General features: G+C 68.6%; 14 protein-coding genes and 1 pseudogene. 7 read left to right on the plus strand and 8 right to left on the minus strand.

The window, feature by feature from the left end:
* The first annotated feature begins 273 nt into the window (after positions 1-273).
* Complete coding sequence (locus QMX79_RS16500) at positions 274-1,020, plus strand: NYN domain-containing protein (protein ID WP_282247697.1); 747 nt, start codon at positions 274-276, stop codon at positions 1,018-1,020.
* A 58-nt stretch (positions 1,021-1,078) separates the two neighbouring features.
* On the plus strand, positions 1,079-1,699 hold the full coding sequence (locus QMX79_RS16505; RefSeq protein WP_282247698.1) for a glutathione S-transferase: 621 nt from the start codon (positions 1,079-1,081) through the stop codon (positions 1,697-1,699).
* Between the two features lie 36 nt (positions 1,700-1,735).
* Here the strand turns inward: QMX79_RS16505 and QMX79_RS16510 are convergent, their stop codons facing one another.
* On the minus strand, positions 1,736-3,967 hold the full coding sequence (locus QMX79_RS16510) for a primosomal protein N' (protein WP_282247699.1): 2,232 nt from the start codon (positions 3,965-3,967) through the stop codon (positions 1,736-1,738).
* Between the two features lie 201 nt (positions 3,968-4,168).
* Complete coding sequence (locus tag QMX79_RS16515; RefSeq protein ID WP_282247700.1) at positions 4,169-4,339, minus strand: hypothetical protein; 171 nt, start codon at positions 4,337-4,339, stop codon at positions 4,169-4,171.
* A 65-nt stretch (positions 4,340-4,404) separates the two neighbouring features.
* On the opposite strand from QMX79_RS16515, the gene QMX79_RS16520 reads away from it, so the two are divergent.
* The 4 genes from QMX79_RS16520 to sppA all read left to right on the plus strand — a co-directional run bounded on the left by QMX79_RS16520 (position 4,405) and on the right by sppA (position 9,385).
* Entirely contained in the window at positions 4,405-5,406 is a 1,002-nt protein-coding gene (locus tag QMX79_RS16520; RefSeq protein ID WP_282247701.1) for a hypothetical protein, read from the plus strand.
* Complete coding sequence (locus tag QMX79_RS16525; protein WP_282247702.1) at positions 5,399-5,953, plus strand: DUF3106 domain-containing protein; 555 nt, start codon at positions 5,399-5,401, stop codon at positions 5,951-5,953. The genes QMX79_RS16520 and QMX79_RS16525 overlap by 8 nt, the downstream gene beginning before the upstream one ends.
* 71 nt (positions 5,954-6,024) lie before the next feature.
* Positions 6,025-7,395 (plus strand): MATE family efflux transporter, encoded by a 1,371-nt coding sequence (locus tag QMX79_RS16530; RefSeq protein WP_282247703.1) that lies wholly within the window; start codon positions 6,025-6,027, stop codon positions 7,393-7,395.
* An 85-nt stretch (positions 7,396-7,480) separates the two neighbouring features.
* Positions 7,481-9,385: a signal peptide peptidase SppA gene (sppA, locus tag QMX79_RS16535; RefSeq protein WP_282247704.1), complete on the plus strand. Its 1,905-nt coding sequence runs from the start codon at positions 7,481-7,483 to the stop codon at positions 9,383-9,385.
* A 66-nt stretch (positions 9,386-9,451) separates the two neighbouring features.
* On the opposite strand, the gene QMX79_RS16540 is transcribed toward sppA, so the two are convergent.
* The 3 genes and pseudogenes from QMX79_RS16540 to QMX79_RS16550 form a co-directional block, all read right to left on the minus strand.
* Positions 9,452-9,754, minus strand: a complete 303-nt coding sequence (locus QMX79_RS16540) for a DNA-binding transcriptional regulator (RefSeq protein WP_282247705.1) — start codon at positions 9,752-9,754, stop codon at positions 9,452-9,454.
* Positions 9,726-10,111 (minus strand): annotated as a pseudogene (locus tag QMX79_RS16545) (type II toxin-antitoxin system RelE/ParE family toxin). Before QMX79_RS16545 ends, QMX79_RS16540 begins: the two are co-directional and overlap by 29 nt.
* A gap of 246 nt (positions 10,112-10,357) precedes the next feature.
* Positions 10,358-10,573, minus strand: coding sequence for a hypothetical protein (locus QMX79_RS16550; RefSeq protein ID WP_282247706.1), 216 nt, complete (start codon positions 10,571-10,573; stop codon positions 10,358-10,360).
* Between the two features lie 122 nt (positions 10,574-10,695).
* On the opposite strand from QMX79_RS16550, the gene QMX79_RS16555 reads away from it, so the two are divergent.
* Positions 10,696-11,472, plus strand: coding sequence for an SDR family oxidoreductase (locus QMX79_RS16555; protein WP_282247707.1), 777 nt, complete (start codon positions 10,696-10,698; stop codon positions 11,470-11,472).
* Positions 11,473-11,496: 24 nt separating this feature from the next.
* On the opposite strand, the gene QMX79_RS16560 is transcribed toward QMX79_RS16555, so the two are convergent.
* The 3 genes from QMX79_RS16560 to QMX79_RS16570 form a co-directional block, all read right to left on the minus strand.
* Positions 11,497-12,213, minus strand: coding sequence for a DUF4124 domain-containing protein (locus QMX79_RS16560; RefSeq protein WP_282247708.1), 717 nt, complete (start codon positions 12,211-12,213; stop codon positions 11,497-11,499).
* 33 nt (positions 12,214-12,246) lie between these two features.
* Complete coding sequence (locus QMX79_RS16565; protein ID WP_282247709.1) at positions 12,247-13,029, minus strand: DUF4124 domain-containing protein; 783 nt, start codon at positions 13,027-13,029, stop codon at positions 12,247-12,249.
* 74 nt (positions 13,030-13,103) lie between these two features.
* Positions 13,104-13,664 (minus strand): Sua5/YciO/YrdC/YwlC family protein, encoded by a 561-nt coding sequence (locus QMX79_RS16570; protein ID WP_282247710.1) that lies wholly within the window; start codon positions 13,662-13,664, stop codon positions 13,104-13,106.
* Positions 13,665-13,716 lie beyond the last annotated feature (52 nt).

Below are 13,716 nucleotides of genomic sequence, written 5' to 3' on the forward strand. Positions count from 1 at the left end.
GCGGGAACTGGTGGGGGGGGCGCCGGCCACCCCGGGGGCCGCGGCGGCGCGCGCGGCCCCGCGCGCGGGTGGCCCAGAGGCCGGCGAAGCCGCCACCGATGATGACCAGGTGGGGCAGGGAATCGCGGGTCATGCAATGACTCCTTGTCGGGGGTCGAAGCGAAGCACTGCATGTTCGCACGTGACGCGCGATATTCACGTGGATGGCAGATACTGGGTTCAGCAGCCGTCGCGCCTGCCGGCGGCCGATCCGTTCCTTGCCTGGAGGTTGAGATGACCGAACCGGAAAAGCGCATCGCCCTGCTGATCGATGCCGACAACGCGCCGTCTTCGAAGATCGATGTGGTGCTGGCCGAAGTGGCGCGCTACGGCGTGGCCAACGTGCGCCGCGCCTATGGCAACTGGAAGAGTCCACGCCTGAAGGGCTGGGAGGGCGTGCTGCACGAGTACGCGATCCGGCCCATCCAGCAGTTCGCCTACAGCCGGGGCAAGAACGCCTCGGACATGGCGATGGTGATCGATGCGATGGACATGCTGTACGCGCGCAACCTCGACGGGTTTGCGATCGTGTCCAGCGACGCCGACTTCACCCCGCTGGTGATGCGCCTGCTGACCGACGGGGTCAAGGTGTATGGGTTCGGCGAGAAGAAAACACCGGAGCCGTTCGTCAACGCCTGTTCCAAGTTCACCTACCTGGAAGCGCTGGGCCAGAGCCACGCGGTGGACGCGGAAGTGGAACAGGGCGCCGAGGAAACCCGTCCGCGCAAGACCGGCCCCGAGCTGCGCAGCGATACCCGGCTGGTACAGATGCTGCGTCGTGCAGTGACGTCTGCTGAAGCCGAAGACGGCTGGTCGCACCTGGGCCCGGTGGGCAGCCAGATCGGCAACCAGGCCTCGTTTGATTCGCGCAATTACGGCTACAACAAGCTCAGTGAACTGCTCGCGGCCACCGGCCTGTTTGAAATGAAGAAGGACGGAAAATCCACCTACGTGCGCGCACTTCCGAAGAAGGCGCGGTAACACCGGTGCGTTGATCGGCGTATCGTATCGGCGCATATCGACAACCGGGAATACGAACATGCTGAAGATCTGGGGCCGCCGCAATTCCAGCAACGTGCGCAAAGTGCTGTGGTGCGCGGAGGAAATCGGCCTGCCGTACGAGTCCATCGAAGTGGGCGGCCCCTTCGGTGGCACCCAGTCGCCGGAATACGTGGGCATGAACCCCAACGGCCTGGTGCCGGTGATCGAAGACCACGGCCTGCCGCTGTGGGAATCCAACACCATCGTGCGTTACCTGAGCGCGCGCTACGCGCTCGGCACGCTGTACCCCGAAGATGCGATGGCGCGCGCCCAGGCCGAGAAGTGGATGGACTGGAGCACCTCGCGCATGGCGCCGCTGTACACCGATCTGATCTGGGGGATCATGCGCACCGCCCCGGCCGACCGCGACGAGGCCCGCATCAATGCCGCGATCACCCGTGCCGGCGAGCTGCTGGGTATGGCGGATGCCACCTTGGCGCAGCAACCGTGGCTGTCGGGCGATCAGTTCGCGATGGGCGACATTCCGCTGGGCGCGCTGGTCTATGCGTGGTTCGAGCTGCCGATCCAGCGGCCGTCGTTGCCGCACCTGGAAGCGTGGTACCAGCGCCTGCAGCAGCGCCCGGCGTACGTCAAAGCGGTCATGACGCCGTTGACCTGATGTAACGGCAGGTGCGGACCGTGGGTCCGCACGCTTTCAATACAGGTCGGTGGGATCGACGTCCAACGACCAGCGCACCTTGCGTGCCTGAGGCAGGCCATACACCTGGGTCATGATCTGATCCAGCAGCCCATGCAGCGGCCGCCGCGAGGGTGCTGAAAGCAGCAGCTGCGTGCGCTGGTAACCGGCGCGGCGCGGCATCGGTGCCGGCATCGGGCCGAAGCGTTCCACCGGGCACTCGTGCGCGATCAGCTCGCGCACCGCCATCAGCATGGCGTTGGCGTGCTCCACCTGCTGCGCCTCGGCGCGCATCAGCGCCAGATGCGCGAACGGCGGGAAGCCGGCCGCTTCACGCTGCTGCAGCTCGGCGTCGGCGAAGGCGTGGTAGCCGCCGTTGACCAGCGTTTCCAGCAACGGGTGCCCGGGGTGGTGGGTCTGCAGCCAGACTTCGCCGGCATCGGTGGCGCGCCCCGCGCGGCCGGCCACCTGGATCAGCTGCTGCGCCAGTTTCTCGCTGGCGCGGAAATCGGCGGAGAACAGGCCCTCGTCGATGCCCACCACCACGACCAGGGTCAGCTTCGGCAGGTCGTGGCCCTTGGCCAGGATCTGCGTGCCGACCAGGATGCCGGCACGGTCACCCAGCGTGGCCAGCTGGGTTTCCAGTGCGTCGCGGCGATTGGTCGTACCGCGATCAATGCGGATCACCGGGAAATCGGCGAAGGCTTCCACCAGGTGTTCTTCAAGGCGCTCGGTGCCGATGCCCTGTGGCTGCAGCGCCAGGCTGGCGCAGTCGGGGCAGGCCAGCGGGGCCGGTTGGCGCGCGCCGCAGTGGTGGCACTGCAGGCGCCGCCCGCCGGCGTGCACCGTCATCGGCGCATCGCAGCGTTTGCAGGGCGCGGTCCAGCCGCAGTCGTGGCACAGCAGCACCGGCGCGTAACCGCGGCGGTTCTTGAACACCAGCACCTGGTGGCCGGCCGCCAGGTGCTGGCCGATGCCTTCCATCACTTCGGCCGACAAGCCGTCTTTCAGCGGGCGCTTGCGCACATCCAGCACCCGCACCCGCGGCGGGCGCGCCTCGCCCGCGCGCTGCTTCAGGCGCAGGTGGGTGTAGCGGCCGGCGTGGGCGTTGTGCAGCGATTCCAGCGACGGCGTGGCGCTGCCCAGCACCACCGGCACGTCCAGCGCCTTGGCCCGCACCAGCGCGAAATCGCGCGCGTGGTAGCGAATGCCGTCCTGCTGCTTGTAGCTGCCGTCGTGCTCTTCATCCACCACGATCAGCCCGGCGTTGGGCAACGGGGTGAACACCGCCGAACGCGTGCCCACGATCACCTGTGCCTCGCCGCGCGCGGCGGCGGCCCATACCCGCGCGCGCTCGTTGTCGTTCAAGCCCGAATGCAGCACATGCACCGCGATGCCCAGGCGGCTGCGGAAGCGCGCCAGCGTCTGCGGGGTCAGCCCGATCTCGGGCACCAGCACCAGCGCCTGGCGGCCGCGGGCCAGGCAGTCCACGATGGCCTGCAGGTACACCTCGGTCTTGCCGCTGCCAGTCACCCCGTCGAGCAGGAACGCGCCGAACCGTGCGTGGGCGGTGATCGCGGCGATGGCATTGGCCTGCTCCGCATTCGGGGTCGGGCCCGGCCGGAGGGCCGGCGGCGCCGGGGTGTGTTCCAGCGCGATGCGCTCTACCAGGCCGCGCTTGGCCAGCGAGCGCGCCGCGCTGCGCCAGTCGTCCATCGCCTCGTCCAGCAGGTCCTCGTCCACGCTGCCGCCGGCCAGCTGTTCGGCCAGGCGGTGCGGACGGGTGCCGGCGCGCAGCTTGGTGCGTTGTTCGATCCCTTCCGCCGTGAGCTGCCAGCCCCAGCGATGGGTGTCGGGTACCGGCTCACCGCGACGCAGCGGCGCGGGCAGGGCGGTGCTGACCACCTCGCCCAGCGGCGCATGGGTATAGCGTGCCAGCCACTGCAGCGAGGTCCACAGCTCGCCGCCCAGCAGCGGCGCCGGGTCCAGCCATTCCACGGCAGCACGCAGCGCGTTGCCGTCGGCCACCGTGCCGATCCCGGCCACCACACCCACCAGCTCGCGCGAGCCGAACGGCACCCGCAGGCGTCGCCCGACCATGCCGGGCCCAGGTGGCGCGCCCGGCGGCGGGGCGTAGTCGAACCACTGCGGCAACGGCAGCGGCAGGGCGACCTGGAGGGAGGGAGCATCCGGCAGGGGCGCCGGAGCGCTTTCCAGGGTCAGCAGGGGGGCTGGATCGGGGGGCAGCATCGCGCCAGTGTAGCGGCCGGGACCGGCCCTGTTCAGCGCTCGAAACCGAGCGCCGGCTGGCGTCGTGGAACCTAAATAGGAGCTAAATATCCGTGGCTATTGGAGATTCGGTCTTATCCACATCTTCTGTGGATAAGTCTGTGTGCTGGTGTCGAACTCCGAGCTGTTTGTCAGGGAGTTCCGCAGTCAAGCTTGGGTTGGTCAAAAAATAGCCACACAACAAAATGCATATAAATCAATAAGATGGCTGTGAAACACAGCTGACACATGGGTGACGCCGGCTTCACCTGCCGGTTTTCTGCCGATTTTGTTGGTGCTGTGCACAACCTGCGCCGCTGTCAAGCGTTCTGCAGCACTGCGGTCGTCGCACATGGCCTGTATCGGCATCCCCCTGCGCGGGCGCACTCGCTATCATTTCGGCACTTGATGGAGTTGCTATGACGGCTGTGAACGCCCCTGTTTCCTCTACTGCAGCGGGTGCGCTGTCCGCATTCCTGCGAGGCGTCGAACGCCGCGCCCTGGTGGTTGCCGAACTGCAGTGCGGCGACTCGACCGTCGCCGAGCAGGCCCTGGTGGCGGTGATGCGCGCCTTCGCCGGCATCGCCAGCGATGTGCCGATGGCGCAGTGGCCGGACCGGTTCTGGATCCTGCTCGCCCACCGCACCCCGATCCGCATGCCGGCGCCCGGCGGCCAGTGGGCCCCCGGCCTGGCGCACCTGCCCAGCCTGGCCCCGCCGGCACGCCTGGCGCTGCTGCTGCGGGTAGGCGGCGGGCTGGACGAGGCGGCCGCCGCGCAGATCCTGGACATGCCGGTGGCCGACTACCAGCAGGCGCTGGCGCAGGCCTGCCCGCGCGATGCGCAGGGCCACCCCGATGCGGCAGGCTGGCGTGCCCTGGCCGAACAGGTGCAGCAGCGCCTGCGCGAGTTGCCGGCCAGCCGGCTGCAGCAGCTGCACCAGCCCGCACCGGCCCCCGCGCCGGGCAAGGGGCCAGCCTCCTGGCGCGCGCCCGCACCGGCCGATGCGGCGCCCCGGCGCACGGCGGCCCGCCGTCACAATCGCCGGCCCCTGTGGCGTGGCCTGCTGATCCTGCTGGTCACCACCGCCGTGTTGCTGGGCGGTGCGGCGTGGTGGAAGCACCGCAGCCCGGCGCTCGCCCCGGAGGCCAGCGTGCCCGACGGCGCGGTGTCCATCAGCGACCCGGTGCGGGTCGAGCCGCTGGCGGCCGAAGACCTGCCGGTAACGGCACCGGCCGATCCAGCCCACGCCGCCAGCGACGCGGCCATGCTGGCCGACCCGGACCTGATGCTCGCCCGCGACGCCGACCTGTATGCGTGGGCCGCGGCGGGTGGCCCGGTCCCGGTGGACGAATCGCAGCCGCAGCCCAGCCGCCCCGAACCTGCCACCGCCGGCCTGGAGACGGCTGCCGCTGATGAATAAGTCCATCCTGCTGCTCGCCGTGGGCCTGGCCGCCGGTGCACATGCCGCGCCACAGCCGCTGCCCCTGCCGGCCGCTACGCCTGTGCCGGTCACGACACCCGCCATTCCCGCCACACCGGGCGCGCTGGATCCGGCCCAGCTGCGCGAACTGCGCAGCCGCTATGCGCAATGGCAGGCACTGCCCGCATCCGAACGCGCCCGCATCCGCGAGGCGGCCGGCCGCATCGCCGCGATGCCGGCCGCCCAGCAGCAGGCGCTGCGGGCCCGCTTCGACGAACAGGACCAGCGCTTCCGCGATGGCTGGCTGCTGGGCCCGCAGCTGGGCCAGCATTTCCCCAAGCTGCAGGGCCTGTTCGGCTACCTGCCCGCCGACCAGCGCGAGCCGGCACTGGCCGCGCTGCGCCAGCTCAACGAAGGCCAGCTGGCCCAGCTCACCCTGATTGCCCAGCGCACCCCGCCGCAGGAGCGCGACCAGGTGCGCGACCAGTTCCTGGGGCTGGCGCCGGCCGCGCGCGATGCCTGGTTGAAGGAAAACCTGGTGCGTTGAGCGTAAGATGACCGGCCGCAACCCGGTGCCTGTGCCCTCCGCGCGCTGCCGTAGTTGCCGTCTGTGATCCCATGTCCATCGCTACCTCCACGCCGCGCCTCTCCCGGGAAGTGCGCGCCACCGGCCTGCTTGCGCTGCCGCTGGTCCTTGGCCACATCTCCACTGGCCTGATTTCCTTCGTCGACAACGTCATCGCCGGGCACCACGGTACCCAGACGCTGGCGGCGGTCACCATCGGCACCGCCCTGCTGTGGCTGCCGATGCTGATCCCGATCGGCACGTTGATCTCGCTCACCGCCTCGGTGTCGCAGCTGCACGGCGCTGGCCGCGAGCGCGATATCGGCCCGCTGTTCCGCCAGGCGCTGTGGCTGGCGTTGGGCCTGGGCCTGATCATGTTCACCTTCCTCACGGTGGTGCCGCCGCTTCTGCCTGCCTTCGGCATCGCCCCGGACATCGTGCCGGGCGCGACCGCGTTCCTGCACGCGGTGCGCTGGGGTGGCCCGGCGCTGACCCTGTACTTCTGCATGCGCTACCTCAGCGAAGGCATGCACTGGACGCTGCCGACCATGCTGCTCGGCTTCGGCGGCCTGCTGGTGCTGGCGCCGCTGGGCTACGTGCTGTGTTACGGCAAGCTGGGCTTCCCGGAAATGGGCGCCGAAGGGCTGGGCATCGCCTCGGCCACCATGATGTGGATCCAGGCGCTGTGCTTTGCCGGCTACCTCTGGAAGACCAGGCGGTTCGCCCACCTGGAACTGTTCTCGCACCTGGAGCTGCCGCGCTGGGCGGCGATCTGGGACCTGCTGCGCACCGGCCTGCCGATAGGCATCACGGTGCTGATGGAAGGCGGGCTGTTCATCGTCACCGCCCTGCTGATCGGCCGCCTGGGCGCCACCGAGGCGGCCTCGCACCAGATCGCCATCAACGTGGCCCAGCTGTGCTTCATGATCCCGATGGGCGTGGCCGAAGCCACCACCGTGCGCGTGGGCCATGCGGTGGGCAGCGGCAATGGGCTGGGCGTGCGCCGCGCGGCCATCGCCGGCCTGCTGATCATCCTGGGTACCCAGACGATGTCGGCGTTGGTGCTGCTGTTCGGGCACGACGCCATCGTCGGGGTGTACACCGCCGACATGGGCGTGGCCGCGCTGGCCTCCACCCTGCTGCTGTATGCGGCCGCGTTCCAGTTCCCGGATGGCATCCAGGTGCTGTCGGCGGGTGCGCTGCGCGGCCTGAAGGACACCCGCGTGCCGATGTTCATCGCCATGTTCTCGTACTGGGGGCTGGGCATGCCGCTCGGCGCCGGGCTTGGCCTGGGCCTGGGCATGGGCCCGCAGGGCATGTGGCTGGGCCTGATCCTGGGCCTGACCGCGGCGGCGATCCTGATGGCGTGGCGGCTGCGCGTGAGCAGTCGCCGTGTCGGCAATGACCTGAACCTGCCGGCCTGACGGCCCCCTTACTTGTGTCCGATGCCGGGCTGTCCGGCACGGGCTATGCTGGTACCACGGCAAGAAGCCAACTGGAGTTTTCCCCATGAACCAACCCGTGCGTCGCAATCCCGTCGCCAGCTTCTTCATCGGGCTGTGGGATGTGATGAACTTTACCCGCAGGCTGATCCTCAACCTGCTGTTCTTCGGCCTGTTGCTGCTGATCCTGGTCCTGTTCGTCTTCGCGATGGGCAAGGGCGCCAGCAGTGGCCGCACCCTGCAGGACCGCACCACGCTGGTGATCGCGCCGGAAGGCCGCCTGGTCGAACAGTTCAGTGCCGATCCGGTCAGCCGTGCGCTCGCCAAGGCCATTGGCGACAACAGCGCCGAGGAAGTGCAGCTGCGCGACCTGGTGCGTGCGCTGGATGCCGCGCGTGAGGACAAGAAGATCGAACGCGTGGTGCTGCAGCTGGACAAGCTGCAGCCGAGCGGTTTCGCCTCGATGCGTGAAGTAGCCGCCTCGCTGCAGGAACTGCGCGCGTCGGGCAAGGACATCGTGGCGTACAGCGACAACATGAGCCAGTGGCAATACCTGCTGGCCGCGCAGGCCAAGGAGATCTACCTCGACCCGATGGGCGGGGTGGTGCTGGAAGGCCTCGGCCGTTACCGCCAGTACTTCCGCACCGGCCTGCAGGACAAGCTGGGCGTGGACGTGCACCTGTTCAAGGTGGGCGAATACAAGTCAGCCGCCGAACCGTACGTGCTCGACGCGGCGTCGCCGCAGGCCAAGGAAGCCGACCTGTTCTGGATGAACGACGTGTGGCAGCGCTACCTGGCCGACATCGCCACGGCGCGCAAGCTGGACGCCGCGCAGCTGGCCGCCGGCATCGACACCATGCCCGAAGGCATTGCCGCCGCCGGTGGCGACCTGGCCAAGTTCGCCCTGCAGCAGAAGCTGGTGGATGGCTTGAAGACCCGCGAGGAAGTCGAGGACCTGCTGGCCGACCGTGGCGTGGCCGATGAAGACGCCGACGGTGGTTTCCGCAGCATCAACCTCGATGAGTACCTCACCCAGCTCGACACCCGCCGTTCGCCGGTGGATTCGCGTCCGCAGGTGGCGGTGGTGGTGGCCTCCGGCGAGATCGCCGGTGGCGACCTGCCGGCCGGCCGCGTGGGCGGTGAGTCGACCTCGGCGCTGCTGCGCGAAGCGCGCGACGACGACAACGTGAAGGCCGTGGTGCTGCGCGTGGATTCGCCCGGTGGCGAAGTGTTCGCTTCCGAGCAGATCCGCCGTGAAGTGGTGGCGCTGAAGGCGGCCGGCAAGCCGGTGGTGGTGTCGATGGGCGACCTGGCGGCATCGGGCGGCTACTGGATCAGCATGAATGCCGACCGCATCTATGCCGATCCGTCGACGATCACCGGTTCGATCGGCATCTTCGGCATGATCCCGAACCTGTCGCGTTCGCTGGACAAGATCGGCGTGCACACCGATGGCGTGGGTACCACCCGCTTCGCCGGTGCGTTCGACATCACCCGCCCGATGGACCCGGCCGTGGGCCAGGTGATCCAGTCGGTGATCAACAAGGGTTACGCCGATTTCACCGGCAAGGTGGCCGATGCACGCAGCAAGCCGGTGGAAGCGGTGGACGAAGTCGCTCGCGGTCGCGTGTGGAGCGGTGCGCAGGCCAAGGAACGCGGCCTGGTCGATGCCTTCGGTGGCCTGAAGGCGGCCATTGCAGACGCCTCCAACCGCGCCAAGCTGGGCGGCCCGGACAAGGTGCGCGTGCGCTACATCGAAAAGCCGGCCACCCCGTTCGCGCAGTTCCTCAGCGGCTTCGCCGGCAGCCATGCCGGTGCCTGGATGCTGGGCGAATCGGGCGTGGCGCGGATGATGCTGGCCCGTTCGATGCCGGAAGTGGACACCCAGCTGCGCTTCGTCGAAGACGCCGCCCGCGACCCGCGCGGCAGCGCCCCGGTGAAGGCGCTGGCCTACTGCTTCTGCGGCTTCTGATATCCGCATGCGGCAACGAAAAAACCCGGCCAAGGCCGGGTTTTTTCGTTTCCATCGCTGGCCGGCTCAAAGAATCGCCTGCAGTCCCTTGTCGGCAATGATGTTGAGAAGCTTGAGCGCGGGACCCGTGGGATGGGTCTCGCCTTGCTCCCACTTGCGGATGGTCGACGCGGACGTATGCAGGTGAAGGGCGAAGATGGGCTGGCTGAACTTCAAGCCTTCCCGCAGGCGTTTGATGTCAGTGGCGCTGAAGTCCCTAACGCGCGGTGGGCAGACGGCATCGAACTCGCGCATGGTCACTTTGTCGATCGCACCCGCTTCGTAGAGCGCGGCAAGATCATCACGCAAGGATTCGACTAGCTTGCTCACAACGTATCTCCAATAGAACGCCGAGCTGAAGTGCTTTTTCCAGCGCGGCCGGGGTTAGATCAAGGAAGGCTTTTCCAGCGATCTGAAGCGCTTCCCTTTCTTCCTGCGTGATGTTCGCCTTGTCGCTCTTGGCAAATCCGTGCAGAAAGACATAACGGTTGCCAGTTCGGGCTGAGAGCAGGGTGCGATATTCCCCCCGCCTGGCCGTGCCACACGTTTCTTGTAGAGGCATCGGCCCAGGTCCGCGTCGAAAAGTCCGCGTTCCATTTCATGGATCGCCCTGCACAACGCTGCATCCGTCAGCTTTTCACGAAGCTGCCATCGCGCGAAGTCTTTGCGCTTCAGAGCGCGCGTCACGTGCGTTGCGCCAAGTATACCCGTAACGGGTATGATGGTTGTGAAGGTGTGGATGGGAACGTTGGTTTCATGAGCGCGTCCTCGACGGCTGCGACGTCGTGTTGAAGCCTCTTGATTACGCCCGGCGTGGTCCGGTCGCTTTCAGGAATGTCGCGCAGGAGATCGCTGACCGCGTAGATGCGAAAAGCAGAAAACCCGGCCTTGGCCGGGTTTTCTGATGCGGTGATCAAGACAGGTGGGTGCGAATTACCGGCCCGCTTCGACCTCGTCGGCGGCGCTGGTGTCGGGTGCTTCTTCCAGCGTTTCGCGCGCGGCCTTGGCCTTGTCCAGCGGCTGCTGCATGGCGTCGCGCAGTGCGGTGGCCTGGGGCTCCGGTCGCTTGTCCGGGTCCGGTGGCACCGGGCGGTTGCAGCCGCTCAGGGCGAGCAGGCCGGCCAGCGGAAGGGCGATACGGATCAACATGGCAACCTCGCGCGCGAACCCAGGGAAGCGCAGTGTCTCACCGCTGTGCCAGCCCGTGTGTGATGGGGTGCGCCGCACCGGCATGCGGGCTATCCTGCAGTGCCCCAAGGCAGGAGAAGCAGGTGAGTGCGCATCGTTGGCGACTGGATGGACAGACCGCATTGATCACCGGTGCCAGTGCCGGTATCGGCCTGGCGATCGCGCGCGAACTGCTCGGGTTTGGTGCGGACCTGCTCATTGTCGGCCGCGATGCCGACGCGTTGGAGATGGCCCGCGACGAGCTGGCCGATACCTATCCCGACCGTGAGATCCACGGCCTGTCCGCCGACGTCTCCGACGACGAGGATCGCCGCGAGATCCTGGATTGGGTGGAAGATCACAGCGACGGCCTGCACCTGCTGATCAACAATGCCGGCGGCAACATCACCAAGCCGGCCACCGAATACACCGAAGACGAGTGGCGCGGCATCTTCGAGACGAACCTGTTTTCGGCGTTCGAGCTGTCGCGTTACGCGCACCCGCTGCTGGCACGCCACGCGGCCTCGGCCATCGTCAATGTCGGCAGTGTCTCCGGGCTCACCCATGTGCGCAGCGGTGCGGTGTACGGCATGACCAAGGCGGCGATGCACCAGATGACCCGGAACCTGGCGGTGGAGTGGGCCGAAGACGGCATCCGCGTCAACGCGGTGGCGCCGTGGTACATCCGCACTCGCCGCACCTCCGGCCCGCTGGCGGACCCGGATTACTACGAACAGGTGATCGACCGCACCCCGATGCGGCGCATCGGCGAGCCTGAGGAAGTGGCTGCCGCCGTCGGGTTCCTGTGCCTGCCCGCTGCCAGCTACGTCACCGGCGAATGCATTGCCGTGGATGGCGGATTCCTGCGCTACGGGTTCTGAGGCGTACCGACCAACGGTCGGTACCTACCGGGGAACTGCGCAGTTGCTTTCCGACAGCACGCTTTCGAGCCGTTGGCGCTCGGCCGCGGCTGCGGCGGCAGTGCCGGGTGAGGCGAAGCGCTCGCGCCCGCGTGCATCGCGGAAACGCTGCTGCCATGCGTTGCAACGCTGGTCCTCCGGCAGCGGTTCGCAGGTGTCGCGGATCACTTCGCAGCTGGCGGCGTTGACCGGTGTGTTGCCGCCCAGCGCGGTGACCGACAGCAGCACGCAGGTCGGTGGCGCCGGCTCAAGCTCGTGCAGGTAGCGCCCGCCGTCCTGGCCCTGGCACTGGTAGATCGGCGGCAGCGGCGGTTTCGCGGGGCCGTCGCCGGGCAGCTCGTCGCCGGGCTTGGGCAGGTTGGCGCTGTCCAGGATCGCGGTGCCCCGGGGTACTTCGTACGCCTCTGAAATCATGCGCTCCATCGGCTGCGCCTTGCCGGGTACCTGCGGCGGCATCGGTGCCGGAGACAACGGCGCGACCGCCGGCGCGGCAGGCGCCGCGGGCGTAGGCTGGGTCGACACGGACACCTCCGCGCGCGACGGCGCGGCGTTCATGCGCTGGATCACCTGGTGGCTGCCGGCCGGGCAGGGCTTGCCCTGCACGGTCACGTTGTCGTCGGCATCGGTACAGCGGAACACGATCGGCTCATCGGCCATCGCCGACGACGCCACGCACAGCAACAGGAGCCAATACGGTTTCATCGGCGCAGGATACAACGCACCGGTTGCCGCGCCCTATCGGCAATCCCGGTCAAGGCGCGCATCCACGCCGCGTTGCTCGCGGCTGATCGCGTCGCGCTCGCCCTGCAACGCGCTGTTGTAGCGCCGCACCAGCTCCCAGCGGCGGTCGCGCAGGATCGAGCAGACTTCGCTGGCGGGCAACGGGTGGCACTGATCGCGCACCAGCACGTTGCCGGCTGGAACCACCACGTCCTGGTACGTACCCGGATAGGCCGACCCTTCGCTGTGCCACTGGGTACTGCCGCTGCCGACCGAAAGACTGCCGCCGACCCGTGAGCCGCCGCCGGAGACCGTCAGCGAGCCGCCACTGGAGGTGACCGAGCCGCTGCCCATCGGCGCGATCGGGGGCAGCGGACGGGGTCCCGGGCCCGGTCCCGGCCCGGGACCAGGGCCGGGATGGATGCCGCCGGGCCGGCGTCCGGGAATCCAGGCGCTGGTCCACACCGGTACCCAGCGCGGATTGCCCTCGCTGGTTTCGCTGGTATAGCGGCTGCCATCGTCGCGGATGCATTCGTACATCGGCTGCGGCGGCTGCACCTGCACATAGCGCACCTCGCGTTCGGGCGCTGCCGGCGCCGGCGTGGCGGGCGCACGGTCGCTGCGCACCACGCGCGGCGCCGGATCGCGTGGGCGCTGCATCTCGCGCACTTCCTGGCGGCCGTCGCGGCACGGGGCGTCCTGCAGCGATACCGCCCCGTTGCTGCCGACGCAGCGGTAGACACGCACGCTGCTGTCCTGCGCCGCCAGCGGGGCACTGCACAGCAGCAACAGATACATTGGGAGGGCAGGGTGTGGGCGCATGGCCGCAGTGTGCGGCCTTGCCTGTGCAGGCGCAAAGAACGCCATGCGGCTCAGGTACGCAGCACCTGGCCGGTGAGGGCGTCGCGGATCGGCGTGGGCTGGTCCAGGCCACCGGTGGCGCCGTCAACCAGGCCATCCAGGTCGCGCAGCAGGTCCGGGTCCAGTCCGGCGCGGCTGCGCGCCGGCGGCTGGCCGGCCAGGTTGGCGCTGGTGGACACCAGCGGCCCGCCCCACGCACGGCACAGCGCCACCACCAGCGGGTGGGCGCTGATCCGAACGGCGATGCCCGTGTGTTCCCCCGTGATCCAGCGCGGCGCGCGAGGCCCGGCGGGCAGGATCCAGGTGTGGGCGCCGGGCCAGCTGGCCAGCACCTCGGCCTTGCGCTCGGCAGGCAGCGCGTCGACACGGACCCAGCCTTCCAGCTGGGCCAGGTCGGCCGCGACCAGGATCATGCCCTTCTCGACCGGCCGCTGCTTGAGCTTCAGCAGCTTCAGCACCGCCGCTTCGTTGGCCGGGTCGCAGCCCAGGCCCCAGACCGCTTCGGTGGGGTAAGCAATGACGCCACCAGCGCGTAGCGCAGGAGAGGCAGAGTCGACGGTGAGTTCATTCATGGTGACGAACGTTCCATTGCGCCGTGTTGTCGCCCGACCCACGGTCGGGCGC

It is taken from the genome of Stenotrophomonas sp. PS02300 (assembly GCF_029959395.1).
Taxonomy (GTDB): domain Bacteria; phylum Pseudomonadota; class Gammaproteobacteria; order Xanthomonadales; family Xanthomonadaceae; genus Stenotrophomonas; species Stenotrophomonas maltophilia_AD.